The following is a 25,235-nucleotide window of genomic DNA, read 5'->3' on the forward strand; positions in this document are numbered from 1 at the left end:
GGGTGGAAGACGATCTTCTCCTTGCCCGCCGGGCCGCGCTGGCCGGCGCCGCCGTCGCCCTGCGCTACTTCGCCGACCTCGGCCGGCTCGACCGGGAACGCAAGTCGGACGGCAGCGTGGTGACCGAGGCCGACCGGGCCGTCGAGGCGACCATCCGGGAGGTACTGGCCGGGGCGCGGCCCGACGACGCGATCCTGGGCGAGGAGGTCGGACAGACCGGGCAGGCGGCCCGGCGCTGGATCGTCGACCCGATCGACGGTACGGCGCAGTTCGTCGCCGGTGACGACCGCTGGCAGGTGCTCGTCGCCCTGGAGGAGGCGGGCGAGATCGTCGTCGGGGTGGCCGCCCTGCCGGCACAGCGGACGATCTGGTGGGCCCGGCGCGGCTCCGGCGCCCACCGGGCCGAGATCGCCGGGACCGAGGTGACCGGGGTACGCCCACTGCGCACCAGCGGACCCGGGCCGGCCGATCCGCTGCCCGGCGGCCGGCTCGGGGTGGTACCGCCGGACGAGCACGTCTACCCGGCCGAACGCGAGATGATCGCCCCACTGCTGGCGGTCACCACCCCGACCCCGTGGCGTACCCACCCGGCGCTGCTGGTGGCGGGCGGCGAACTCGACCTCGCGGTGCAGACCCGGGGGCAGCTCTGGGACTTCGCCGCCACCTCGCTGATCGTGACCGAGGCCGGTGGCCGGTACACCGGATTCGACGGCCGGTCCCGACCGGCGCCCGGACCGGCGCTTTTCGCCCGGACCCCGGCGCTGCACGACGCCGCGCTGCGGCGGCTCGGCGGCGGCGGGCACACCGGATCGACCACCGGACCGGCCACCGGCTCAGCCTGACCGGCGGTCCCGGACGATGGGCCGCCCTCGCCGAGCCGGTGACCGGGTCACGCCGTGCCCGGCAGCAGCACGTCCAGGAAGGCGTTGCTGAACACCCGGTGCGGGTCGAGGGAGTTCAGCTGCGCCACCGCCGCGTCCCAGGTCGGGTCGGGCGCGTGCCGGTAGGAGTCCGGCACGGTCCGGGTCAGCATCGTCGGGTCGGCCCAGGCGGCGGCGTCGGTGTAGCCCCAGCCCTTGGACCACTCGACCCGGCAGCCCGCGTACGAGCCGGTGTAGTTGGTGAAGAAGAAGGTCTCCATCTCCCGGTAGAAGGCGTGCGCCCGGGGCGCGGTCGGGAAGGTGAGCACGTCGAACCAGACCACGGTGTCCCACTCCGGGTGGTCGGCCCGGGGCCGGGCCGCCGACAGGGCCGGCAACTGCGCCCCGGGTACGCCCACGTCGGCTGCCCGGTCCACTCCGGCGACCCGGATCTCCACCTGCCCGGTGACCGGGAACTCGCCCCGGGCCTGGTACGCGGCCAGCTGTCGCTGGTAGAACCGGGCGAACTCGTGCACCACCCGCTGGACCGAGCCCCGGGTGGTGTGCACCGCGTACCCGTTGGCGGTCTCGCGCAGGGTGGTCGGCTTGACGTAGAGCAGCAGGTTCTTCGACGGTCCCCACAGGTCGGTGGCGAGCGTCCCGGTCAGCCCGGCGGCGGCGGTGGTGTACTGCACCTGCCCGAAGGTCGGGGTCAGCGCCCACGCCCCGTTCAGCAGTTGCTCGGCCAGTTCGGAGACCGGCTCGGGCACGTTGTCGGAGAAGACGTAGTTGTACGGCGTGGCCACCGGACGGGAGGTCAGCGGTCGGCTCGGGCTGACGCTCCAGACCTTCAGCCATGGGTTGTCGGTGAAGGCGAACCAGATCGCCTCGACCCGGCCGGCCGCCGCGACGTGGCTGGCCAGGGTACGGCCGCCGCTGCCCGGTGCGGCGAACAGCTCCGAGGCGGGAATGTCGACCCGGCTGACGCACCGCAGGTTCTGGTTGGCGCCGACCCGCACCGTCACCTCGGTGACGAAGGCCCGACCGACGTGCGTGAGCAGTGCCGCGCACTCCGGATCGGCCCGGTCGAAGGTGCGCAGCACGTAGCTGCCGGTCGCCGCGTCCCAGACCACGGCGGTGAGCGAGAGGATGAGGTTGCTCAGCGATCCGTAGGTGTGCCCGGGTGCCAGCGTCTCGCCGTCGGCCGGCACGCTGGTGCCGTGGCCGTTGATCGCGAGTACCCCGCCGACGCTCAGGTCGCCGGGGGCGGGGGTGTTGGTGACGCCGAGCCCGTGGTCTTCGAGGAAGCCGAGGAGGTCGTCCATCGAGGCGCCGGCCTGCACGCGTACCGCCGCGGCGGGTGCGGTGGAGAGCACGGTCATCGAGGTCAGGTGCCGGATGGTGTCCACCAGGATGGTCCGGTCGGCGGTACCGTCGGCCGGCAGGGTCAGCGGTGCCCAGGTGTGCCGGTAACCACGGGCCCGGACGAGGTAGCCATGCCGGTACGCCCAGTTGGTCACCGCCACCACCTCGGCCGCCGTCCTGGGTGCGCAGCTCCAGACGCCGTCGGCCTGGATCTCTCCGGCCCAGTTGCGGTACGCCTCCCGCTGCACGGGTACGTCGGCCGGAAAGTCCGGCGGTGCCTGCCGCTCCCCCGGAGTCCACAGTGCACCGAATGCCGTCACGGCGGACGCCTCGAGGAAGCCGCGTCGGGTGAGAGCCATCTCGTTCCCCTCTGCTCGGACGTGGTCGACGCCGGCCGCGAGGTGCTCGTTGCCGGCGCGAAGGATCGCGCTCGTTGCCGGCGCGAAATGATCGCGCCTTACCCGCGAGACACTTCGACGGAACTCGATCGAGTGGAAATCCGCACCGCTGAGTAAACCGACAACGCCGGCACACGGTCGTTCACTAGACTCTGCCGCGTGCGCGACATCGCGGTCTTCAGCGGCAGTGCCCACCCCGAACTGGCCACCGAGATCTGCCACCACCTCGGCGTCCCCCTGCTCCCGACCCGGATCTCCCGGTTCGCCAACGACTGCCTCGAGGTGCAGTTGCAGGCGAACTGCCGGGAGCGGGACGTCTTCCTGATCCAGCCGCTGGTGCCGCCGGTGCAGGAGCACCTGGTGGAGCTGCTGCTGATGCTGGACGCGGCGCGGGGCGCCTCGGCCGGCCGGATCACCGTGGTGATGCCGCACTACGCGTACGCCCGCAGCGACAAGAAGGACGCGCCACGGATCTCGATCGGCGGGCGGTTGGTCGCCGACCTGCTCACCACGGCCGGTGCCAGCCGGATCCTGGCGATCACCCTGCACTCGCCGCAGGTGCACGGTTTCTTCAGCATCCCGGTCGACCACCTGCACGCGCTGCGCGAGCTGGCGACGCACTTCCGGGGCTACGACCTGACCGACACGGTGGTGGTCTCGCCGGACCTGGGCAACGCCAAGCAGGCGGCGGCGTTCGCCCGGATGCTGAAGGTGCCGGTGGCGGCCGGGGCCAAGCAGCGGTTCTCCGACGACAAGGTGGTGATCTCCACGGTGATCGGCGACGTGGTCGACCGGGACGTCATCGTGCTCGATGACGAGATCGCCAAGGGCAGTACGGTGTTCGAGCTGCTCGACCGGTTGCGCGAGCAGAAGGTACGCAGCGTACGGGTGGCCTGCACGCACGGGCTCTTCGCCTCGGCGGCGCTGCGCCGGCTCTCCGCCGAGCCGGAGATCGCCGAGATCGTCTGCACCAACACGGTGCCGATCCCGGCTGCGGACCACACCGACAAGCTGACGGTGCTCTCGGTCGCCCCGGCGCTTGCCGAGGCGATGCGCCGGATCCACAACGGCGAGTCGGTCAGCGCCCTCTTCGGCTGACCGGGCAAGGTATGTTGCCCCGGTGACAGAGCAGGTCGTGCAGATCTTCACCGATGGTGCGTGCAGTGGCAATCCCGGTCCGGGCGGTTGGGGCGCCGTGCTGCGGTACGGCACGGTGGAGAAGGAACTCCACGGCGGTGAGGCGGCGGAGACCACGAACAACCGGATGGAGCTGATGGCGGCGATCCGGGCGCTGGAGAGCCTGACCCGCCCGGTGACGGTGCAGATCTACGTCGACAGCACCTACGTCCGGGACGGCATCACCAAGTGGCTGCCGAACTGGAAGCGCAACGGTTGGCAGACCGCCGCGAAGCAGCCCGTCAAGAACGCCGACCTGTGGCAGCGGCTGGAGGCTGCCGCCGCCCGCCACCGGGTGCGGTGGCACTGGGTGAAGGGGCACGCCGGGCATCCGGAGAACGAGCGGGCGGACCAGCTCGCCGTTCGCGGGATGCGGGAGGCGACCGCCGGCCGGGGGCGGCAGTCGGCCGTACCGGCCTGACCCGGGACACCGCCGGGAACCGGTCAACCTCGGGTTGACGGTCCGCCATCGTCAACCTACGGTTGACGCATGGAGCGACTACCGGTACGCCTCGACGACCTGATCGAGTACGTCCGCCGCCAGCACCCCGGCGGAGACCCCCTGGAGCGGCTCACCGACGCGGTACTTGTCGGCGAGTACCTCGACGACCTCGCCGACCACCTGATCGGACACTTCGTCGACCAGGCCCGCCGGGCAGGTGCCTCGTGGACCGAGATCGGCCAGAGCATGGGCGTGACCAAGCAGGCCGTGCAGAAGCGCTTCGTGACCCGCAGGTCCGAGCCGGACGAGCCGGTCCCGGCCAGCGTCCTCGCCCGGTTCACCGACCGGGCCCGACACGTCCTGACGGAGGCCCAGGCGGAGGCCCGCAGCGCGGGCAGCCCCGAGGTCGGCACCGAACACCTGCTGCTCGGCATCCTGCACGAGCCGGACGGTCTGGCCGGCCGGGCGATCACCGCGCTGGGCGTCTCGGCCGAGGCGGTCCGGGCCGCCGTCCGGGCCAGCGCACCCGAGCACTCCGAGCCGACCGGGCCGACTGAGCCGACCGGGCCGACCGGGCCGACCGGGCCGTCGGCGGAGCACCTGCCGTTCTCCGCCGACGCCAAGCGGGTCCGGGACCGCGTCTTCGCCGAGGCGCTGCGGCTCGGCCACAACTACGTCGGCACCGAACACATCCTGCTCGGCCTGCTCGAAAGCGACACCGAACCGGGTGCCCGGATCCTCGCCGACCTCGGCATCACCCGGGACCGCGCCGAGGAGTGGATCGTCGACACCCTCCGAGGACTGTCCCGGTCGGCCAGTTCCGGCAGGTGAACACGGCGAGACCGGGCGGCGGAACCCTGTGGCGCAACCGCGACTTCCCGCTGTTCTGGGCCGGTCAGGCGCTCTCCGCGCTGGGTGACTCGTTCTCGCTGCTCGCCGTACCGCTGCTGGTGTTGCACGCGACCGGCTCGGTGGCCCGGATGGGGCTGCTGACCGGGCTGGTCGGGGCGGCATCGGTGGTCGCCGGCATCTTCGCCGGCTACCTGGTCGACCGGGTCGACCGGCGGCTACTGCTGGTCGGCTGCGACCTGTTCCGGGCCGTCGGCTATGCCAGCATCCCGGTGGTCTGGCTCTTCGGGCCACAGCTCTGGCTGGTCTACCTGGTGGCACCGGCCTGCGCCGCCGCCGGGATGGTCTTCCAGGTCGGCTACGTCGCCGCCGTGCCGGCGCTGGTCGGGCCGGACCGGATCACCCGGGCGAACGGCCAGCTCTACGCGACATACGCGGCGGCCGGGATCATCGGGCCGGTGCTGGCCGGGCTGCTCTCCTCGGCGGTCGGACCGACCGCGGCACTCGCCGTCGACGCCGGCACCTTCGCGCTCTCCGCGCTCGGCCTCTGCCTCGTCCGACTCCGCACCCCGACGAGGTACCGGGCCGACCACTCCGGCGACGACACCGGCCCGGAGACGCCGACCGGCAGCACGCCGACCGCTGGCGCCCGGGGTGGCCGTTCCGGCTGGTCCGAGCTGCTGGTCGGGGTCCGGTTCCTCTGGCGGCATCCGGTGCTGCGGACGTTGACCGTGCTGCTGTCCTTCCTGACCTTCCTCACCATCGGGCTGACCGACGTCTTCATCTACCACGTCAAGCACGACCTCGGTCGCTCCGACGGCACCGTCGGGCAGGTCCTCGCCGCCGCGGCCGGAGGCACGATCGTGGCCGCCCTGCTCGTCGCGCCGGTCCGCCGCTCACTCGGCTTCGGCGCCTGCTGGATCGGGGCGTACGCGCTCAGCGGGCTCGCCGTCGCCGCTGCCGGACTGACCCGGGACGTACCGGCGCTGGCCCTGCTGGTCGCCGCCTACACGTTCGGGACCAGCCTCGCCGGGATCTGCTCGATGTCGCTGCGTCAGCAGGTCACCCCGGAGCACCTGCTCGGCCGGGTGACGTCGGCGTTCTGGACCCTGCACTCCGCACTCGGTCCCCTCGGCGCGGCGGTGCTGACCGCGGCGGTCGCCAGGTACGGCACCGCACCGGTCTGCCTCGCCGCCGGCCTGACCTGCCTCGTCATCGCCGCCATCGCCACGCTGACCCCGATCAGGGCCGCCCGTCCGGAACTCGGGCCGGTGTCGAGCGCCGATCCCACCCCGGGTTGAGCCCCCGCCCCCGGACCGGTAACGGCGCCCCAGCCCTGCCCGGTGGGCGTCGTCGGCTCAGGGGCTGGTGCAGGTGAGGTCGCCGGGCGGCGAGTTGGTGCCGGTCCACGAGCCCTGGAAGCCGAACGTGGCAGAGCCGTTGGCGCCGAGCGTGCCGTTCCAGCTGACGTTGCGGACCGTGACCGACGATCCGCTGGTGGTCAGCGTGCCGTTCCAGAGCTGGCTGATCGTCTGCCCGTTGGCGAAGGTCCAGCGCACGGTCCAGCCGTTCAGCGTGCTGGTGCCGTTGTTGCGGACCGTCACCTCGCCCTGGAAGCCGCCCTGCCACTGGTTGACCTGCCGGTATGTCGCGGTGCAGGCAGCACTGCCCGGCGGGGTGGTGGTCGGCGGCACCGTGGGCGGCAGGCTCGGGGTCGGTGAGGAGGTGGGCGGCCGGGTGGTCGCGGTGGGCGTCGGGGTCGCGCCGACCGGGAGGAAGCGCAGGATCCGGTCGTCGGTGGCAGCCGGCGAGCCGCGGCCGTCCCGGTTGCTGGTGGACACCCAGAGCGAGCCGTCGGGGGCGCGTTCGACGGTACGCAGCCGCCCGTACTGGCCGGTGAGCCGGGCGATCGGGCTGCCGCTCACCCCGCCACTGCCGTTGAGCGGTACCTGCCAGAGCCGGGTGCCGCGCAGCGCGGCGACGAAGAGCATGTTGCCGTCGATGGTGGCACCGCTCGGCGACGCCTCGGCGGTGGTCCAGGTGACGATCGGGTTCCGGAACCGGGGGTCGTTGCCCTGCCCCTCCACCGTCGGCCAGCCGTAGTTGCCGCCGGGCACGATGTAGTTGACCTCGTCCCAGGTGTTCTGCCCGAACTCGCTGGCGTAGAGCCGGCCCTGGGCGTCCCAGGCGAGCCCCTGCACGTTGCGGTGGCCGAGGCTGTAGACAAGCGAGCCGGCGGTCGGGTTGTCCGGCGGGGCGCTGCCGTCGGGGCGCATCCGCAGGATCTTGCCGTTGCGGCTGGACGGGTTCTGCGAGTTGGCGGTCTGGCCCGCGTCGCCGACACCGGCGTAGAGCATGCCGTCCGGTCCGAAGGCGATCCGTCCGCCGTCGTGGAAGTTGGCCCGGGCCAGGCCGGTGAGGATCGGCGTCTGGGTCTGCGGCGCGTCGAGCCGGAACCGGACGATCCGGTTGTCGCTGGCCGAGGTGAAGTAGGCGTACACGTAGCGGTCGCTGGCGTAGGTCGGCGAGACGGCCAGGCCGAGCAGCCCGGCCTCGCCACCCGGCGAGACACCGGAGATGGTGGCGACCTGCTGCGGCGTCTGCCCCGGGCGGATCTGCACGACCCGGGCGGTGTCCCGCTCGGCGACCAGCGCGCTGCCGTCGGGCAGGAAGGCCATCCCCCACGGCGCCTGGAGGTTCGTGGCGACGGTCTGTGGGCGGCTGAAGTCGAAGTCGCCGGCGGCCAGCACCCCCACCCCGCCGGCCGGTGTCGAGGTGTCGGCGACGGCGAACCCGGCGCCGCCGAGGACGACGGTGAGCGCCGCACCCGTGACGAGAAGCCGACCACTCCGCATGCCACACCTCCGGGACCCACACCTCCGCCGGGCGTGACCGCTCGACGACATAGAGATGAGTGTCAATGTATCACCGGCGCCGGGGGTGGTCTAGATCAGCTCCGCCGAGGGCGGACGGGCCGGTCCCCGCCCGGCCGGCCCGCCCGCGTCCTCGGCGGGGTTCCCCCGCCCGCCACTGCACCGGGTGCGATCACACCTCGATCCGAGGCGCCGCGCCCCCGGCCACCGGCGCCCGGCCGTTTGTCGCACCCGGCGTCGCACACCTGCCGCCCATCTCCGGCGAACCGGAGATGATCATCACTTTCGTCGGCCCCGGCCGGGCCGGTGAGATACCGTTTTCCTGGTCCCGGGGTCGTCGCACGAGTCCTCATCCCTTCGCGCCACCGTCTTTCGGACCTGCGTCACTCGGGTGGCCGGACGTCTCCACACCGGGCCCGAGCCGAAGCATCCGCAAACTTTCGGTGCCGGCCCGATAATTCGCCGTGATGCGGCGCACGCTACGACGTGGTGAACAAACGGTCAAGGCTTGCGCCCTCCGGAAACTTGCGAGCTACTTTCCGCCTAAGTACCCTCTCGACGCGGGCCGGACTTTCCGGAAACATGTCGGAAGTACGTGTGCGCCCGCGTCCAAACCTCACTTCGACGTGCGGCGGCTCCGCAAAGAGGCCAGCAACAAGCGACAGGAGGCTGCTCGTGAGCAGCAACCGCAATGCCGCCGACAGCAGTCGGACGAACACCGACGTCGAGCGGCTTGAGGTCACGGGGGTGCACGATGGGCATCCACACGACGGACAGCTCACCGCCACCGCGACCATCCCGGCGGACGACGCAGCGCCCAGCGACAGCCCCGCTTCCGACACCCTGCCCGGCTGGCAGGACTCGCGGCTGCCCGTGGCACGGCGGGTCGACGACCTGCTCGCCCGGCTCACGCTGGAGGAGAAGGCAGCCCAGCTGTACGGCGTCTGGGTCGGTGGCGACTCCACCGGCGAGGACCTGGCGCCGCACCAGCACGAGATGGCCAGCGAGGCACCCGACTGGCGCGGCCTGATCAGCGCCGGCCTCGGCCAGGTCACCCGGGCGTTCGGCACCGCGCCCGTCGATCCCGCCCTCGGCGCCCGGGCACTGGCCCGGATGCAGGAGGAGATCGTCGCCGCCAACCGGTTCGGCATCCCGGCCATCGCGCACGAGGAGTGCCTGACCGGCATCATGACCTGGAAGGCGACCGTCTATCCCACTCCGCTGGCCTGGGGCGCGACCTTCAACCCGGAACTCGTCGAGCGGATGGCCGGGCAGATCGGCTCGGCGATGCGGGCGCTCGGCGTACACCAGGGGCTGGCTCCGGTGCTCGACGTGATCCGGGATCTGCGCTGGGGTCGCTGCGAGGAGTCGATCGGCGAGGACCCCTACCTGGTCGCCACCATCGCCACCGCGTACGTCCGGGGCCTGGAGTCCACCGGCGTGGTCGCCACCCTGAAGCACCTCGTCGGATACTCCGCCTCCCGGGCCGGCCGCAACCACGGGCCGGTCAGCGCCGGCCCCCGCGAGCTGGCCGACGTGCTCCTCCCGCCCTTCGAGATGGCGCTGCGGGACGGCGGCGCCCGGTCGGTGATGCACGCCTACAACGAGATCGACGGCATTCCGCCGGCCGCCGACCCGGAACTGCTCACCCGGCTGCTCCGCGACGAGTGGGACTTCGCCGGCACCGTCGTCTCGGACTACTTCGGGATCAGCTTCCTGCAACGGCTGCACAACGTCGCGGGCGACCTGAGCGAGGCGGCGGTACTGGCGCTGACCGCCGGAGTGGACGTCGAGCTGCCGTCCGCGCACTGCTACGGCGACGCGCTCATCGACGCGGTCCGGGCCGGCGCCGTGCCGGAGTCCCTGGTCGACAGGGCGGTGACCCGGGTCCTCCGGCAGAAGTGCGAGCTGGGCCTGCTCGACCCCGACTGGTCGCCGGCGCCGCCGGCACTGGCCGACGTCGCGCAGCGGAGCAACGGCGACACCCCGGCCGTCGTCGAGGGCTCGGTCGACCTCGACCCGCCGGTCAACCGGGAACTGGCCCGGACGATCGCCGAGGAGTCGGTGGTGCTGCTGGCGAACTCCGGGGCACTTCCGCTGCGGCCGGAGAGCCGGATCGCGATGGTCGGGCCGCTCGCCGACGACGTCGCCGGGATGCTCGGCTGCTACACCTTCCCCAGTCACGTCGGCAGCCAGCACCCCGAGCTGCCGGAGGGGGTCGAGATCCCGACCCTGCTGGCCGCGCTCCGGGCCGAGCTGCCGGAAACCCCGATCAAGTACGCGCCGGGCAGCACCGTGGACGGCTCCGCCGAGATCGACGCGGACGCGATAAGCGCCGCCGCCCAGGTGGCCGCCGAGGCCGACGTCTGCGTCGCCGTCCTCGGTGACCGGGCCGGACTCTTCGGCCGGGGCACCTCCGGCGAGGGATGCGACAGCGACGACCTGCGGCTGCCCGGTGCCCAGGCGGAACTGCTGGCGGCACTGCTGGACACCGGAACCCCGGTGATACTGGTGCTGCTCGCCGGCCGCCCGTACGCGCTCGGCGACTCGATCGACCGGCTCGCCGCGGTGGTGCAGGCGTTCTTCCCCGGTGAGGAGGGTGGACCGGCGGTGGCCCGGGTGCTCAGCGGCGCCGTCAACCCCTCCGGCCGGCTGCCGGTGAGCTTCCCGCGCACCCCCGGCGGCCAGCCCAACACCTACCTCAACCCGAAGCTGGGCCAGAAGACCGAGGTCAGCAGCGTCGACCCGACCCCGCTCTTCCCGTTCGGCCACGGCCTGTCGTACACCGGGTTCAGTTGGCCGGAGGTGCGGGTGGAGGGTGCCGCACCGGACGCGGACCGACCGGTGGAGATTCCCACCGACGGTGCCGTCACCGTCTCGGTCTCGGTCCGCAACGACGGCGACCGGGACGGCACCGAACTTGTGCAGCTCTACCTGCACGACCCGGTGGCCCAGGTCAACCGCCCGGTGGTCCGGCTGATCGGCTACGCCCGGGTGCCGCTGGCACCGGGCCAGACCCGGCAGGTGGAGTTCCGGGTGCACGCCGACCTCTCCTCGTTCGCCGGTCGGCGCGGTCACCGGGTGGTCGAGCCCGGTGATCTGGAGCTGCGGGTCTCCGCCTCCAGCGACGACCACCGGCACGTCGTCCCGGTCAGGTTGACCGGCCCCGAGCGGCAGGTGGACCACCGCCGGCAGCTCGTCGCCGAGGTGACGCTGCACTGACAGCCGCCCGGCGCCCCGATGGTCGGCGGTTGGGGCGCCGGGCCCACCCCATGCCTGCCGGCAGCATCGCTCGACGGGTGGATCGGGTGCCGGGCCGGCATACTGACCGGAGATGATCCTCCTCGGCACCTCCGGGTGGCAGTACCGCGACTGGCGGGACCGGTTCTATCCGACCGGCCTGCCCCAACGACGCTGGCTGGAGCACTACGCCGAACGGTTCGGCACCGTCGAGGTGAACAACGCGTTCTACCGGCTACCCGAACGGGACGTCTTCGCCGCCTGGCGGGCCCGTACCCCCGACGACTTCTGTGTCGCGGTGAAGATGAGCCGCTACCTGACGCACATCAAGCGGCTGCGCGAACCCGCGGAACCCGTCGCCCGGTTCCTCGGCCGGGCCACCGCACTCGGTGACCGGCTCGGTCCGGTGCTGCTGCAACTGCCACCGAACCTGCCGGCCGACGTCGCCGCGCTGGCCGAGGTGCTCTCCCTCTTTCCGCCCGGCGTACGCCTCGCCGTGGAACCGAGGCACCCGTCCTGGTGGACCGGGCAGACCCGGCAGGTACTCGAGCGGTACGGTGCCGCGCTCTGCTGGGCCGACCGGCTCGGCCGACCGGTGACGCCGCTGTGGCGTACCGCCGGATTCGGCTACCTGCGGCTGCACGAGGGCCGGGCCGAGCCGCGACCCCGGTACGGCCGGGCCGCGCTCGGCTCCTGGCTGGACCGGATCGGCTCGGCCTTTCCCGGCGACGAACCGGTCTACGTCTACTTCAACAACGACCCCGGCGGAGCGGCGATCGTCGACGCCGATGCGTTTGCCGCGATCGCCCGGCGCCGGGGCGTCCCGGTCAGCCGAACCCCCGGCCACCGCACCGGCTGACGACGTGCGGTCACCCGTCGGGTCACGGCATGATCGTGACGAGGTCCTTAGGCATCGTCGACTTGACGTCGTCCCACTCGCCGTCGGTGACGTGCCGGCGCAGCGCGTTCAGCACCGTGTTCACCACGGTCGCCGGGCCGCCCTCGACGTCGAACGGGAAGCCGGCACGTACCTCGTAGAGGAACTCCTCCCGATTCAGCTTGATCGGGACGATGCTCGGATCCCAGCCGTCGAAGTAGACCCCGCGCACCAGTACCGGCAACTGGGCGGCGAAGTGCGCGCTCTCCTGCACCGGCAACCGGTCCCGGAGCAGGTGCAGTACGGTCCGCAGCGCCGCGTACGACTGGTTGCGGCGCTCCTTCGGCCACCCGTACGCCTGCTCGATGTCCTTGAGGATGAGGTTGGTCTTGTCCATCGACGACTCGAAGACCGAGTACGAATTGTTCGGCACGACTGATCCCCCGTCCCGGCTCGGCTACTGCCCACCCTCGCCATGCTCGCGCCGGGGTGGGTGAACGGCACTCACCCCCAACGGGTGATTCCGGGCCGACGGGTGCCTCCGGGGCGGCCAGGCCCGACAGGAGGGGCGGCCAGGCCCGACAGGAGGGGCGACCAGACCGAGAGGAGTGGATGGCTAGGCCGAGAGGAGATCGCGGAGCTTCTCGGCGTTCGTCTGCGCGTAGTCGCGGTAGCAGTTGTTGAACAGCACGTGCGTCTCGGCGGTGCCGTCGGCGAGTTCGCGCAGCTTCGGCGCCCAGTCCGCCAGCTCCCGGTCCGAGTAGTGGTAGCCGAACTTGTCGTAGATGTTCTTGCTGGTCCACTTGTCGCTGTGCCCGTGGAACCGGACCACCGCCAGGTCGGCGGTGGCGGCCAGCACCGGCGGCACCGACGAGCGGTGGCCCTGCGGCATGTCGACCGAGACGTACGCCAGCTCGTGCTTGCGGAGGAACTCCAGGGTCTCCTCCCGGTTGCCGTCGGCGAACCAGGAGGCGTGCCGGAACTCGAAGACCGGCCGCAGCGGGCCGCAGCGCCGCCGCACCTCCAACAGGTACTGCTTGTTGTCCCGGCGGATGGTGAACCAGGGCGGGAACTGGAACAGCAGCGCGCCCAGCTTGCCCGCCTCGGCCAGCGGCTCCAGCGCAGCGAGGAAACGGGTCCACACCTCCTCGTACGCCTGCGCCGGCAGGTCGCCCGGGTAGACGTTCTTCTTCTCCGTCTCCGGCCGCAGGTCCTTGTAGAGCGCGGAGACCCGGGTCGGGTGCCCGGTGAGCAGGCTGAACGCCTTCACGTTGAAGGTGAAGCCGGGCGGGGTGCGCCCGACCCACAGCTCGGCGGTCCGCTCGGCCGGCGGCGAGTAGTAGGTGGCGTCGACCTCGACAAGCGGAAACCGCTCGGCGTAGTAGCCGAGCCGTCGTTGCGGGGTGTCCGCGCCCGCCGGGTACCAACCCGATTCCAGCAGGGTCTTGTCGGTCCACGAGGCCGTGCCGACCTTGATCTCACCCATGACTCCAGTTCACCCGCCCCGGCCGGGACGGGCAAGCCGGGCGCGGTCCCCCGTCGTCTGTCGGATCCGGTCAGGCAGCCCGGCGTTCCCGGGACTGCTTGCAGGTGACGCAGGCGGTGGCGGCAGGGAAGATCTCCAGCCGCTCCACCGGAATCGAGTCGCCACACCCCTCGCACCAGCCGTACGTCCCCTCGGCCAGCCGGCTCAGCGCGTGCTCGAACTGGGCCCGGCGGTCGAGAATCGTCCGCAGCAACGACTGGGCGGTGTCCCGCTCGGCCGTCTTGGTGCCGCTGTCCGCCTGGTCGTCCCCGGCCGTGTCGCTCACCTCGACCAGCCGCAGTACCTGGCTCTGCGCCAACGTCTCGTTGTACTCGACGGTCAGCTCGTCGAAGCGGGTCTGCAGGGCACGGCGGATCTGGTCGCTGTCGGCCGCCGAGCGGCGCGTACCGATTGCCTCGTTGACGAGCATGCGCTGCCTGCCTTTCCGTCGAAGGAACGGATCTGCGGTCCTGGACGTCCCTGTCCGGGTCGCTCCGTCATGAGCAGCGCGATTACCCCATCGCCGTCGCCGGCAAACCGCCGATTTCCGATCACCGCCGGCCTTGATCCACCGGGATGAGTACCGGTCGGATCGCCGCCGATCGGGCCGGGTGGTCATCCGACGCTGTTCGTCTCGACCAGCGCGGGGTGCCGGGGATCGTCCAGCCGGACCACCACGTCGGCGAAGCTCGACGGGGCGACCTCGTCGGCGTACCGGGCGAAGGCGGGCAGGGTCCAGCGCTGCGCCGCGGGCGTACGCCGGGCCAGCGCACCGGGCGAGAGCACGAGGTGCACCACCAGGTCGAACGGTAGGCCGCCGCCGAGCAGCAGCGCCCCGCTCACCAGTACCACGCCGCCGGGCGGCAGGGTGAGGTAGTCGGCCCGGGTGGCCCGGTCGGTCTCGGCGTTCCACAGCGACGGCAGGATCCGCCCCGTGCCGGCCGGGCCGGCCGGATCGAGTACCTCCCGACGCAGGCCCGCCTCGTCGAGCCAGCCGAGGTAGTACGCGTCGGGGTTGGTGCGACCCTGCTCGTAGCGCAGCGACGCCGGCCGGAGGAAGTCTGCGGTGTCGATCCGGACGGCCGGGCGGCCCCGGACCCGCAGCGGGTCGACCAGCGCGTCGGCGAGTCGACCCGGCTCGGCGGCCGGCGGCCCGTCGACCGCCACCCGCAGCCAGCCGCCGGCACGCTCGCCGGCCAGCCGGTCGGCCAACTCCTGCACCAGCAACTCGGGGCTGATCGGACGGACCCTCATCCGACCATCCTGCCCGGTGGCCGGGCCGGCCGGTCAGGCGTCCCTGCGGCGCAGCACGAGGTAGCCGCCGAGCAGCGCGGCGGCGGTCCAGAGCGCCAGGAGGGCGACCCCGCTCCACGGGCCGTAGTCCCGGGCCCACCGGGCATCGTCCTGCGCTCCGGCGAGGTGCAGGATCACCCAGGTGGTCTGGTCCGGCAGGTACTGGGTGACGGTACGCAGTCCGGGAACGTTGCCGAGCCCCTGCGAGCCGAGGAAGAAGATCGGCAGCAGTACCGCCAGTGCGCGTACCGGACTGCGCAGCATCGCCGCCACCCCGAGCGAGAAGAGGCAGAGGAGTACGAGGTGCAGGCAACCACCGAGCAGGCCAGCCACCGCACCCGGCGCACCGAGCCCGACGCCGTACCGGCCGAGCCCGGCCTGGGCGGCGAAGAAGCCGACGAGCACGGTCGGTACCGCCACCGCGCTGGCGAACAGGGCGGTGCCGAGTACCTTGCCGGCGTAGCAGCGTCCCCGGCGTGGCACCGCGACCAGGGTGGCCCGGATCGTCCCGGAGCTGTACTCCGTCGCCATCACCAGCACCCCGAAGACCACCAGGGCGAGCTGGCCCAGCGTCAGGCCGTAGAAGGCGGGAAAGAGCGGATCGAAACCGGACTGGCGCTCCGGCGGCCGCGTGCCGAAGCTGAGCCCGGCCAGCAGGCTGATGCCGACGCCGACGACGAAGGTCGGCAACAGGGTCCAGACCGTCGACCGGACGGTCCGGATCTTCGTCAGCTCGGCCCGCAGCACCGCACCGAGCCCGCTCGGATCGACCCGGCCCCGCACCGGCCCGCCGGCCGTCACGCCCACCTCCGGCACCGCGCTCACCACCGACCCCCGTCCACCCGCTGACCGTGCTCCACCCGATGACCGTCCTGCACCCGTTGACCGTCCTGCACCCGCTGGTCCTCCGCCTCGGCATCGGCCCGGTACCGCACCGCCGTCGCGGTGAGCCGCATGAACGCCTCCTCCAGGGAGGCCCGCCGCACGCCGATCTCGTGCACGGTCAGCCGGTTGGCCGCAGCCAACTCCCCGATCCGGGCCGGCTCGCCGTGGTACGCCAACAGCGTTCCGTCCGGCTCCGCCTCGACCCGGATGCCGTCGGCCGCCAGTACCGCACGCAGCCGCTCCGGTTCCGGCGCACGGATCCGTACCGTCGTGCCGGAGTTCGCCTCGACGAACTCCCGCATCCCGGTGTCGGCGAGCAGCCGGCCCTGGCCGATCACCACCAGGTGGTCCGCGGTCAGCGCCATCTCGCTCATCAGGTGGCTGGAGACGAAGACGGTCCGGCCCTGCCCGGCGAGGCCCCGCATCAACTCGCGGATCCACCGGATGCCCTCCGGGTCGAGCCCGTTCACCGGCTCGTCGAAGAGCAGCACCGGCGGGTCGCCGAGCAGCGCGGCGGCGATGCCGAGCCGCTGCACCATGCCGAGCGAGAAGCCGCCGACCCGTCGCTTCGCGACGCTCTCCAGACCCACCAGAGCCAACACCTCGGCGACCCGGGTGGCCGGGATGCGGTTGCTCTGCGCCAACCAGAGCAGGTGGTGGTAGGCGCTGCGCCCCGGATGCGCCGAGCGGGCCTCCAGCAGCGCACCGACCGAGCGCAGCGGGGCGACGTGCTCCGGATAGCCCCGACCGGCGATGAGCACCCGACCGCCGCTCGGGCGGTCGAGGCCGAGCATCATCCGCATCGTCGTCGACTTCCCCGCACCGTTCGGGCCGAGGAAGCCGGTCACCTGCCCGGCCCGGACGGTGAAGGTGATCCCGTCGACCGCCACCGTCCGCCCGTAGCGCTTGCTCAGATTGCACACCTCGATCACGCCCGCCACGGTAGGCAGCGCCGCCCGTCGGGACAGTCCTCGAAAGTCGTCCACCCCGCCCACCAATGTCGACGGTGCGCGGGCCATGCCGTCGAGCGGTGCACCGGGTGCCGATCGGTGCCGGCGGGCGAGCGGCGGACGTAACCTGCTGGCATGCGCCGACATCTGCTGCCCGTGGTCGTACTGCTGGCGGAGGCCGCGTTGCTGCTGGCCGGAGCCGGCCCCGGGACGTCGCCCTGGGATGTCGTCGGACACGCCCTGCTGGTGGCGCTGGTCATCGCGGTACGCCACCGGGCCCCGGTCGGTGCCCTGATCGGTGCGCTGCTGCTCGTCGCGCTCTCCGACGGCGGGTACGTCCTGCTGCTCTGGACCGCCTACCAGGCAGGGCGGGAGTCGCTGGACCGCACCGGTGCGGTACTGGTGGGCGGGGCGCTGACCGGCGCGCTCGCCGTACACCTGGTGACCGCGCCGGCGGAGCCCGGGACGGTCCCGAGCCTGGTCTCGACGTACCTGGTCTTCGCGGCGCTACCGGTGCTGGTCGGCCGCTACCTGGCCCAACAGGAGCGGCTGGTCTCCACCCTCGACAGGCACAACCGGCAGCTCCGCCGGGAGCGGGAGCTGCTCGCCGAGCAGGAGCAGCTCCGGGAGCGGCTGCGGATCGCCCGGGACATGCACGACTCGCTCGGGCACCGGCTCAGCCTGGTCTCGGTGCAGGCCGCCGCGCTGGAGGTGGCGGAGCTGCCGCCGGTGCAGCGGCAGGCGGTGCGGCAACTCGCCGGAGCCGCTCGCGGCGCACTTGACGAACTCTACGAGCTGGTCGGCGCGCTGCGCGGCGGACACGGGACCGATCAGCGGTCGCCGGGTGCGGAGCGGATCGGCCCGCTGGTGGCGGAGTTCCGCGCGGCCGGCACCCCGGTGACGCTGCGGCAGGAGGGCACCCCGCTCCCGTTGCCCGGTGCGGCCGGGCGGACGGCGTACCGGGTGGTGGAGGAGGGGCTGACGAACGCGGTCAAGCACGCGCCGGGCCAGCCGGTGACGGTACGGCTGCGCTGGGAGCCGGACGCCCTGTTGCTGACCGTCGACAACCCGCTGCCGGAGCAGGCCGTACGCCGTCCGGCCACGGCGCCACCAGCGACAGCGGTTCCGGTACCGGTACCGGTCATTCGGCGGACGACGGCAACGGCGACGGGCCGGGGGCGGTCCGGCACGGGCTGGTCGGGTTGCGGGAACGGGCCGACCAGGCGGGCGGGCTGGTCGCGTACCGGATCGTCGAGCCCGGCGATCCCGCCCAGCCGGACGGCAGCGCACGGAGGTGGCGACTCCTCGCGATGCTGCCCGTCGCGGAACCGGACGGCGCCGACGCCGAACTGCCCGCGCGGGTCGGAATCCGTACCCTGGCCCTCGGCCTCGCCACCGCGGCCCTGATGTTCGTGGCCATGCCGGCGAGCATGCTGCTGGGGGTGCGCTGAGATGATCAGGGTCCTGCTCGCCGACGACGAGCCCCTGATCAGGGCCGGCATCCGCACGGTGCTGGAGTCGGCCGGTGACATCGAGGTGGTCGCCGAGGCGGCGGACGGCGGCGCGGCGGTCGACGCGGCGCTGCGGCACCGCGCCGACGTGGCACTGCTGGACATCCGGATGCCGGTGCTGGACGGGCTGGACGCGATCGACGAACTCGGCCGGCGGCTGCCCGGACTCCGGGTGGTGGTGTTGACCTCGTTCGGGGCGGAGCCGAACGTGCTGCGCGCGGTGCAGGCCCGGGTCGCCGGGTTCGTGCTGAAGAACTGTACGCCGGACGAGCTGATCCGGGCGGTACGCGCCGCACACGACGGCGACGCCTACCTCTCCCCCGCGGTGACCCGGCTGCTGCTCGGCATGGTGGCGCCGGAACCGGCGGGACGGCGGCGGCAGGCGCGGGACCGGCTGGCCGTACTGACCCCGCGCGAGTCGGAGATCCTGCGCCTGGTCGCCGAGGGTCTGTCCAACGCCGAGGTGGGCCGGCGGCTGCGGATGAGCGAGATGACCATCAAGACGTACGTGAGCCGGATCCTGGGGAAACTCGACTGCACGAATCGGGTGCAGGCGGCGCTGCTGTCCCGGGACGCCGGCCCCACCCCGTGGAGCTGACGCCTCGGCCGGGCTGGATCGGCCTGAGTGGATCGGCCTGAGTGGATCGGCCGGGCTGATCGGCCGTCGCGGCCGGTGGGTCAGGCGTTGCGGTCGATGGTGACCACCGCGTCGTCGGCCAGCCGGTAGCCGACCCCGTAGACGGTGGTGATCAGCGGTACGTCGCCGACCTTGCCGCGCAGTCGCCGGATGTGCACGTCGACGGTGCGTACCCCGGTGTGCTCGTAGCCCCAGACTGCGGTGAGCAGCTGGAGTCGGGTGAAGACCCGCCGGGGGTGCGCGACCAGATGCATCAGGAGGTCGAACTCCAGCCGGGTGAGCGGCAGCGGCTCGCCGCCGAGCAGCACCGACCGGGACGCCGCGAGGATGTGCAGCTCGGTGCCGCCGGTGGCGGTGGCGGTGGCCGGTCGGGCCGCAGCGCGCGGAACGGCGGCCTCGGCGCGCCGCTCCGCCTGGCCGGCGAGGCCGCCGGTGATCGTCGCTTCGCCCCGTTCCACCAGCTCACGGGCGGCTTCGAGCAGTCGACGGGCGGGTGCCGTGAGGAGTTCCTCGTTGCCGACGAGCGGGATCGATAACGTTACCGTAAGCGTCGGCGCGGTCGACCCGGCGGGCCGGCGGGAGGCTCCCGGCGGTCGGCCGGGGCCGACCGGCTGGGCGCTGTGCCACCCGGTACGCGACGAGGCGGGGCTGACCGACATGGTTCTCCTTGGCTGCTCCGGGTGTTCTCCCCACGGCCCGAACCGCCGCTGCATCGATGCTTCCGGGCACCGGGGCGAGGGTCAAGGGGACACGACGATGCATGAATGTGACAATCGACAAACTCAACGAAATCACTTGCTCGCTCTTAGTACCAGATCATGGCCTGGCACGCACACCCGGCAGGATGGCCAGGATGCGGGGCGTGCTGACGGGATTCGCGGTGATCTGGTCGGTCACCCTGGTCGGTTACCTGGTCGGCCGGTACGACCTGCTCGGCCCGCACGGCACCGCGGTGATCGCCCGGCTGGTCTTCCTGGTCGCCACCCCGGCGCTGCTCTTCGGCACCCTCGCTCGGTCCACAGTGGCCGATCTGGTCACCCCGGCGCTTGCCGCCTTCGTGCTGAGCACCCTGATCGTGGCGGCGGTCTATCTGCTCGTCGCGCGCCTCGGCTGGCGCCGCCCGGTCGGCGAGGCGACCGTGGGCGCGATGTCGGCGTCGTACGTCAACGCGGCAAACCTCGGGCTGCCGGTTGCCGCGTACGTGCTGGGAGACGTCTCCTTCGTCGCCCCGGTCCTGATCTTCCAGGTGTTGCTGGCGGCGCCCCTGGCACTCGGGGTACTGGATGTCACAAGTACCGACCGGGGCCTGTCGGTGCGCCGGCTGGCCCTGTTGCCGGCCCGGAACCCGATCATGCTCGGTTCTGCCTGCGGGTTGCTGGTCTCGCTCTCCGGCTGGCAGCCGCCGGCCGAGCTGCTACTCCCGTTCGACCTGGTCGGGTCGGCCGCCGTTCCGCTGGCCCTGATCGCGCTCGGCATGTCGCTGCCGGGCAGCCGCCCGCTGGCCACCGGCCCCGGGTCCGCCCAGCGGTACTTCGCGGTGACACTCAAGATCGTCGTGCAACCCGTGGTGGCCTACCTGATCGCCCGGTACGCGCTGGGCCTGACCGGACCGGCCCTGCTGGCAGCCGTGGTCACCTCGGCGCTGCCGACCGCGCAGAACGTCTTCGTCTTCGCCACCCACTACCGGCAGGCCCAGGCGCACGCCCGGGACGTGGTGGTGCTCTCCACCGTCGCCGCCGCCGTATCGCTCACCGCGATCGCCGCCCTGCTCGGCTGAGCCTCTCCCCCGCCCACCGGTGGTGTCCGAGACTGCCCCTGTCGCCTCGATGCGGTCGTCCGTCATCGCCTCGATGCGGTCGCAATCAGTCGTCCGGAACAGCCTTCGAGCGCCGGACCCTCGAGGAGCACAGGCGCACCACTTTCGACAGTTGCGGGTGGTCCGGGGGTAGCCGCCTCATCGCCAGGCGGGCGGCTGCACGATGTCCGGGCCGCCGGTGTGCGGCGTCGGGGGGTAGCCGGAGTACGGCTGCGGCAGTGCCGCCACGCAGGCCGCGGAGCATGCGTTCACCAGCAACGGCAACACGTCGGTGCCGACCAGGCCGGAGATCCAGACCTGGCGAAGCTCACCGTCGACCGGCCCGTCGCAGACACTGCAGGTGCGCACCGCGTCGCAGCCCCACACGGCTGGGTCGAGCGCGGCGAAGTCTGCCTCTGCCGCACGGGTCACCGCCCGCAGCTGCGGAAACGGCGGACGGAACTTGAAGTTGCCGTATAGGACGCGCGTGCTCACCGTGCTGTCGGCCAGCTTCGTGCATCTGGTCAGCTCGTACGGGTACCAGTGCAGCCGGTGGGAAGTGTACGGGTCGAAGGCCTCAAGGCTGGTCATCGACCCGATCTCGGGCGGGATTCGCACCAGATTCGTGCCGTAGAGCACCAGGTGTTTGACGGCGGTCAGCTTCGCGATCGTCGCCGGTAACGTGACGATCTGCCGCCGCTCGGGAGCACTCAGCTCCACGAACGGCTTGAACAACGCCCGCCCATCCGCTGCGGCCTCGTCGATCAGCGCCAGCAGATGCCGCCAACCCGCCGCCTCGGCGTCCTGACGGTCCGGGTGGAAGACGACGTTGTCCGGCCGGGTCGCGACCGAGTGGCCGACGCAGCGGCAGTGGTCGCGGGCCGGCCCGCCTTCGCTGGGCCCGACCGCATCCGCGAAGCGATTGGAAAACACCTGCGGCGTGATCTCGTTCGATTCCACGCCGAGGACCCTACCGGCGCCAGGGCGGTACCCGGAAGATCATCAGGGGCCACCATCAATCACCGCTTATGATCCACCGGCAGCGCGTACGCGACCGACCGGGGGCATCAGTGATCGATGCGATATTTTTCGATGTCGGCGGGACGATACTTGACGAGTCCCGCGAGTTCGCGGCCTGGGCGGACTGGCTCGGCGTTCCACGGCACACGTTCTCGGCGGTCTTCGGTGCGGCGATAGCCCGGGGTCTGGACTGGCAGGAACCGTTCCGGGTCTTCTCGCCCAGTTTCGATCTCGCGGCCGAGCTCGAACGCCGGGCAGCCGCGGGCAAGCCGGAGTCGTTCGGCGAGGAAGATCTCTACCCCGATGCGCGACAGTGCCTGACCTCACTGAAGGAGCAGGGTCTGCTCGTGGGCCTGGCCGGCAATCAGCCAGCCCATGCCGAGATGTCCCTCCGCGCTCTCGACCTCCCCGTGGACGTGATCGGCACCTCGGCCGGTTGGGGTGTGGCGAAGCCGTCAGCAGCCTTCTTCGCGCACGTCATCCGCGAAGGCGGCGGCGATGCGTCATCGATCCTGTACGTCGGCGACCGGCCCGACAACGACGCACGCCCGGCTGTGGAGGCCGGGATGAAGGCGTGCCTGATCCGGCGTGGTCCGTGGGGTTACATCCTCGACATCCCGGCCGTCTCCGAGCAGTGCCTGTTCCGCATCGATTCGCTGGACGAGCTGCCGGCCCTGGTCGCGAAGCACAACGCGGCGAGCGGATAGCACTCGCCGCGCCTGGCACCACGACTTTCGTCAGGGGTCGGCCCCGACGATCGCCAGACGACCCAGCGGTCGTTGATCCATAGGTTCGGTCCATGCGGAGAACCTTGCTGGTGACGCTCACCCTGTCCCTGGTCGTCCCGTCCCTGGTCCTCCCTTCTCTGGTCGTCGCCGGCGGCCAACCCGCGTGGAGCAGAAGCCCGGCCGCGACACCCACGTCTACGGCCATCGACGAATACCTGCGGGAGGCGTTCGAATCGACCGGGCTACCTGGGATGTCCGCGGTGGTCACCCACGGCGACCGGATCGTCCACGCGACCGGGTTCGGACACGAGGCGGGTGGGCGACCCGTCACCGCCGACACCCCGATGCGGGTCGCGTCCGTCAGCAAGTCGTTCACCGCTGCCACGGTCATGACCCTGGTGGACGAGGGTCGGGTGGCGCTGGACCAGACAGTCGGCACGTACCTGCCGGAGTTCCGGATGGCAGATCAGCGCGCCGGCCGGATCACCGTGCGGCAGTTGCTGAACCAGACCTCGGGCCTGTCGGACCGGACGGTCGACATCGACGCGACACAGCGCGCGACAACCCTTGCCGGCTACCTGGCCGCACTGCGGCCCGGCACCTTGGCCGGCGAGCCCGGAGCCCGTTACGAGTATTGCAATGTCAACTACGAGGTCGCCGCCCGACTGGTCGAGGTCGTCGGTGGCCGCGACCTCGCCGAGGCCATCCGAGAGCGGGTCTTCGGGCGGCTCGGCATGGACGCCAGCGCCGTCGGAGACCGGGGGGCGCGGCCGTCGGACGGGTTCGTGTCGCTGTTCGGCGCCTGGGTGCCCCGCACCGAGCTTCGGGGGTTTCGCGGTGGCGCCGGTGGTGTGGTCACCACGGCGTCGGACATGGGTCGCTGGCTGATCAGTCAGAGCGGTAACGGTCCGCAGGTGGTGACGCCGGGCAGTCTGGCGGTACTGCACGACCCGTCGCCAGGCACGGACTACGCCATGGGGTGGGGTGCGGAGGTGGTGGACGGCCGCAGGCTGCTGGTGCACTCGGGCAACCTGTTCACGTACACGGCCGTCCAGGCGGTGGATCCGGCCAACAGCTTCGGCTTCGCGGTCCTGACCAACAGCGCCACGCTGTACGACGACACCTACGACATCCTGCTCGGGCTGGTCGCCCTCACCCAGGGTCAACGGCCGGCCGTGCCGGGCGGTGGACGGCAGATGACGGAGCTGGCCCTCGCGGTCACCGCCCTGGTCGCCGTCGGGCTCGGGATCCTGGGTGTGCTCCGATCGGGCCGCTGGGCGCGTCGACGTGCCGGCCGGGCGTGGGGCTGGACCGCGCTGCGGCTGGTCGGGGTGCTGGTGCCGGCTGCGGTGCTGGCCACGTACCCGCAGTGGGTGTCGTTTCTGATGAACGGCAGGGCGGTCACCTGGGCGCAGTTGACCTACTTTCCCGCGCCGCTGACGACAACGCTCGCCGTCGCCGCGGCAGCCGGGCTGGTGACCACCGCGGCGCGGCTGACCCGGCTGCGGTCAGGGCTGCGCCGAACGGCTGGGGATGGTCAGGAGGTTACGGCGGGCCGAGGGCGTCAGGTGTCGTCGTCGAGGCGTACCGGGGCGTCGTCGGCGAGCCGGTAACCGACCCCGTGCACGGTGGTGACCAGCGGCATCGACCGGGGCACCTTGGCGCGCACCCGGCGTACGTGCACGTCGACGGTGCGGGCGACGGCGTGCTCGTACCCCCAGACGTTGCCCAGCAGTTGCAACCGGGTGAAGACCCGGCGCGGGTTGCGGGCGAGGAAGACCAGCAGATCGAACTCCAGCCGGGTGAACGCGATCGGCCGTCCATCGTGGAGCACCACCCGGGGCCCGGTCAGCACCCGCAGTGACCCCGTGTCGGCCTCGCCGGGCCCTGCTCCGGCGCCGGGCGACAGCAGCCCGGCGGCAGCGGGTGACAACGGATCCGACAGACCGGCAGCGGGTGACAACGGGTCCGGCGGACCGGGCAGGCCCGGGTCGGTGGCGGTCCGGCCCGGCAGGGTCTCGGTCGTCACGTCGGCACCGTGGTCGCGCAGCTGGCGTACCAGCCCGAGCAGCAGGGCCAGTTCCTCGGTGACCCGCCCACCGACCAGTGGAAGGTCGACGGTGACCCGGATGACCGGCACGGTCTCGACGGCCGGCGGACGGCGTCGGGCCGACCCGGCTCGGCGCGGTCCGGCCGGTGAGGCGGTACGCGGGTGGATGGCGACGACCGACATGAAGAACTCCTTCGTGGGACGTTGGTCCGGACCGACCGCGTGCGGTGGCGCGCGGGGTCAGGTGAGCGCCCGCCGGGGGATGACCGGCGGGACGGTTTCGGGCTGGGCGTAGACGTCTGTCGGTCCGAAGGCGGGCAGCCCGAGCCCCCGCCAGGCGACGAACCCGCCGACGATGTCGGTGGCCCGGTGCAGGCCGAGGTCCTGAAGTGCGGCGGCAGCCAGTGACGACGTGTAGCCCTCCTGGCAGAAGACGACGATCGGCAGGTCGTACCGGTCGGCGAGCGGGAGCCGGGCGGCGCTGCGCGGGTCGAACCGCCACTCCAGGACGTTCCGCTCCACGAGCAGCGCCCCCGGGATCGACCCGGTGGCGGCCCGCTGGGCGGCCGGGCGGATGTCCACGAGTACCGCACCGGCGCGGGCGGCGAGATGTCCCGCCTCCGGTTCCAGGCGGTGCAGCCGCACCCGGGCGGCGGCGAGGATCTCGTCGATGCTCCGCGACCCGGCCGGGGCCTGTGCTCCGCGACAGCCGTCGACGGGCTCTCGGAGGTTGGTCAGGTTCACCGTGTTGTCCTTCCGTC

General features: G+C 72.2%; 24 protein-coding genes. 12 read left to right on the top strand and 12 right to left on the bottom strand.

Going from position 1 to position 25,235, the window contains the following annotated elements:
- The first annotated feature begins 2 nt into the window (after window positions 1-2).
- Complete coding sequence (locus CLT71_RS05275) at window positions 3-842, top strand: inositol monophosphatase family protein (protein WP_101366108.1); 840 nt, start codon at window positions 3-5, stop codon at window positions 840-842.
- Between the two features lie 47 nt (window positions 843-889).
- Here CLT71_RS05275 and CLT71_RS05280 read toward each other — a convergent pair whose 3' ends face one another.
- On the bottom strand, window positions 890-2,584 hold the full coding sequence (locus CLT71_RS05280) for a cholesterol oxidase substrate-binding domain-containing protein (protein WP_101366109.1): 1,695 nt from the start codon (window positions 2,582-2,584) through the stop codon (window positions 890-892).
- Between the two features lie 198 nt (window positions 2,585-2,782).
- On the opposite strand from CLT71_RS05280, the gene CLT71_RS05285 reads away from it, so the two are divergent.
- The 4 genes from CLT71_RS05285 (at window position 2,783) to CLT71_RS05300 (ending at window position 6,391) form a co-directional block, all read left to right on the top strand.
- Window positions 2,783-3,721, top strand: a complete 939-nt coding sequence (locus tag CLT71_RS05285) for a ribose-phosphate diphosphokinase (RefSeq protein ID WP_101366110.1) — start codon at window positions 2,783-2,785, stop codon at window positions 3,719-3,721.
- Between the two features lie 22 nt (window positions 3,722-3,743).
- The gene (gene rnhA / locus CLT71_RS05290) at window positions 3,744-4,220 is read left to right on the top strand and encodes a ribonuclease HI (RefSeq protein ID WP_101366111.1); all 477 of its coding nucleotides are present in this window, start codon (window positions 3,744-3,746) and stop codon (window positions 4,218-4,220) included.
- A gap of 69 nt (window positions 4,221-4,289) precedes the next feature.
- Window positions 4,290-5,072: a Clp protease N-terminal domain-containing protein gene (locus CLT71_RS05295; protein WP_101366112.1), complete on the top strand. Its 783-nt coding sequence runs from the start codon at window positions 4,290-4,292 to the stop codon at window positions 5,070-5,072.
- On the top strand, window positions 5,069-6,391 hold the full coding sequence (locus CLT71_RS05300; RefSeq protein ID WP_101366113.1) for an MFS transporter: 1,323 nt from the start codon (window positions 5,069-5,071) through the stop codon (window positions 6,389-6,391). Before CLT71_RS05295 ends, CLT71_RS05300 begins: the two co-directional genes overlap by 4 nt.
- A 57-nt stretch (window positions 6,392-6,448) precedes the next feature.
- Here CLT71_RS05300 and CLT71_RS05305 read toward each other — a convergent pair whose 3' ends face one another.
- On the bottom strand, window positions 6,449-7,945 hold the full coding sequence (locus CLT71_RS05305; RefSeq protein ID WP_101366114.1) for a PQQ-dependent sugar dehydrogenase: 1,497 nt from the start codon (window positions 7,943-7,945) through the stop codon (window positions 6,449-6,451).
- A 693-nt stretch (window positions 7,946-8,638) separates the two neighbouring features.
- On the opposite strand from CLT71_RS05305, the gene CLT71_RS05310 reads away from it, so the two are divergent.
- Together CLT71_RS05310 and CLT71_RS05315 are read left to right on the top strand one after the other, a co-directional pair.
- Window positions 8,639-11,185: a glycoside hydrolase family 3 protein gene (locus CLT71_RS05310; protein WP_486483067.1), complete on the top strand. Its 2,547-nt coding sequence runs from the start codon at window positions 8,639-8,641 to the stop codon at window positions 11,183-11,185.
- Between the two features lie 112 nt (window positions 11,186-11,297).
- Window positions 11,298-12,062, top strand: a complete 765-nt coding sequence (locus CLT71_RS05315) for a DUF72 domain-containing protein (protein ID WP_101366116.1) — start codon at window positions 11,298-11,300, stop codon at window positions 12,060-12,062.
- 22 nt (window positions 12,063-12,084) lie between these two features.
- Here the strand turns inward: CLT71_RS05315 and CLT71_RS05320 are convergent, their stop codons facing one another.
- From CLT71_RS05320 to CLT71_RS05345, 6 genes are all read right to left on the bottom strand, one after another.
- Entirely contained in the window at window positions 12,085-12,477 is a 393-nt protein-coding gene (locus tag CLT71_RS05320) for a DUF2267 domain-containing protein (protein ID WP_101371164.1), read from the bottom strand.
- Window positions 12,478-12,696: 219 nt separating this feature from the next.
- Complete coding sequence (locus CLT71_RS05325; protein WP_101366117.1) at window positions 12,697-13,566, bottom strand: DUF72 domain-containing protein; 870 nt, start codon at window positions 13,564-13,566, stop codon at window positions 12,697-12,699.
- Between the two features lie 70 nt (window positions 13,567-13,636).
- Window positions 13,637-14,035: a TraR/DksA C4-type zinc finger protein gene (locus CLT71_RS05330; protein ID WP_101366118.1), complete on the bottom strand. Its 399-nt coding sequence runs from the start codon at window positions 14,033-14,035 to the stop codon at window positions 13,637-13,639.
- A 185-nt stretch (window positions 14,036-14,220) separates the two neighbouring features.
- Window positions 14,221-14,859, bottom strand: coding sequence for a nucleoside/nucleotide kinase family protein (locus CLT71_RS05335; protein WP_101366119.1), 639 nt, complete (start codon window positions 14,857-14,859; stop codon window positions 14,221-14,223).
- A gap of 33 nt (window positions 14,860-14,892) precedes the next feature.
- Complete coding sequence (locus tag CLT71_RS05340; RefSeq protein WP_199187514.1) at window positions 14,893-15,723, bottom strand: ABC-2 transporter permease; 831 nt, start codon at window positions 15,721-15,723, stop codon at window positions 14,893-14,895.
- Window positions 15,720-16,715 (bottom strand): ATP-binding cassette domain-containing protein, encoded by a 996-nt coding sequence (locus tag CLT71_RS05345; RefSeq protein ID WP_101371165.1) that lies wholly within the window; start codon window positions 16,713-16,715, stop codon window positions 15,720-15,722. The genes CLT71_RS05340 and CLT71_RS05345 overlap by 4 nt, the downstream gene beginning before the upstream one ends.
- 153 nt (window positions 16,716-16,868) lie before the next feature.
- Between CLT71_RS05345 and CLT71_RS05350 the strand changes: the two genes are divergently transcribed.
- A complete protein-coding gene (locus tag CLT71_RS05350; RefSeq protein WP_101366120.1) occupies window positions 16,869-18,140 on the top strand; it encodes a histidine kinase in 1,272 nt (423 codons plus the stop codon).
- Between the two features lie 45 nt (window positions 18,141-18,185).
- The gene (locus CLT71_RS05355; RefSeq protein ID WP_101366121.1) at window positions 18,186-18,842 is read left to right on the top strand and encodes a response regulator transcription factor; all 657 of its coding nucleotides are present in this window, start codon (window positions 18,186-18,188) and stop codon (window positions 18,840-18,842) included.
- Window positions 18,843-18,922: 80 nt separating this feature from the next.
- On the opposite strand, the gene CLT71_RS05360 is transcribed toward CLT71_RS05355, so the two are convergent.
- Window positions 18,923-19,540, bottom strand: a complete 618-nt coding sequence (locus CLT71_RS05360; protein ID WP_101366122.1) for a winged helix-turn-helix domain-containing protein — start codon at window positions 19,538-19,540, stop codon at window positions 18,923-18,925.
- A 203-nt stretch (window positions 19,541-19,743) separates the two neighbouring features.
- Here CLT71_RS05360 and CLT71_RS05365 point away from each other — a divergent pair, with 203 nt between their 5' ends.
- Window positions 19,744-20,658, top strand: coding sequence for an AEC family transporter (locus CLT71_RS05365; protein ID WP_199187515.1), 915 nt, complete (start codon window positions 19,744-19,746; stop codon window positions 20,656-20,658).
- A gap of 177 nt (window positions 20,659-20,835) precedes the next feature.
- On the opposite strand, the gene CLT71_RS05370 is transcribed toward CLT71_RS05365, so the two are convergent.
- Window positions 20,836-21,636 carry a hypothetical protein gene (locus CLT71_RS05370; protein ID WP_101366124.1) on the bottom strand — a complete coding sequence of 267 codons (801 nt, stop codon included), beginning with the start codon at window positions 21,634-21,636 and terminating at the stop codon, window positions 20,836-20,838.
- A gap of 110 nt (window positions 21,637-21,746) precedes the next feature.
- Here CLT71_RS05370 and CLT71_RS05375 point away from each other — a divergent pair, with 110 nt between their 5' ends.
- Entirely contained in the window at window positions 21,747-22,403 is a 657-nt protein-coding gene (locus CLT71_RS05375; protein WP_101366125.1) for an HAD family hydrolase, read from the top strand.
- Between the two features lie 92 nt (window positions 22,404-22,495).
- Window positions 22,496-24,037, top strand: coding sequence for a serine hydrolase domain-containing protein (locus CLT71_RS05380; RefSeq protein ID WP_101366126.1), 1,542 nt, complete (start codon window positions 22,496-22,498; stop codon window positions 24,035-24,037).
- Here CLT71_RS05380 and CLT71_RS05385 read toward each other — a convergent pair.
- Window positions 23,989-24,657 carry a winged helix-turn-helix domain-containing protein gene (locus tag CLT71_RS05385; protein ID WP_101366127.1) on the bottom strand — a complete coding sequence of 223 codons (669 nt, stop codon included), beginning with the start codon at window positions 24,655-24,657 and terminating at the stop codon, window positions 23,989-23,991. The genes CLT71_RS05380 and CLT71_RS05385 overlap by 49 nt on opposite strands.
- Window positions 24,658-24,714: 57 nt before the next feature.
- A complete protein-coding gene (locus tag CLT71_RS05390; RefSeq protein WP_101371167.1) occupies window positions 24,715-25,212 on the bottom strand; it encodes a rhodanese-like domain-containing protein in 498 nt (165 codons plus the stop codon).
- Between the last annotated feature and the right edge of the window lie 23 nt (window positions 25,213-25,235).

The organism is Plantactinospora sp. CNZ320 (assembly GCF_002846275.1).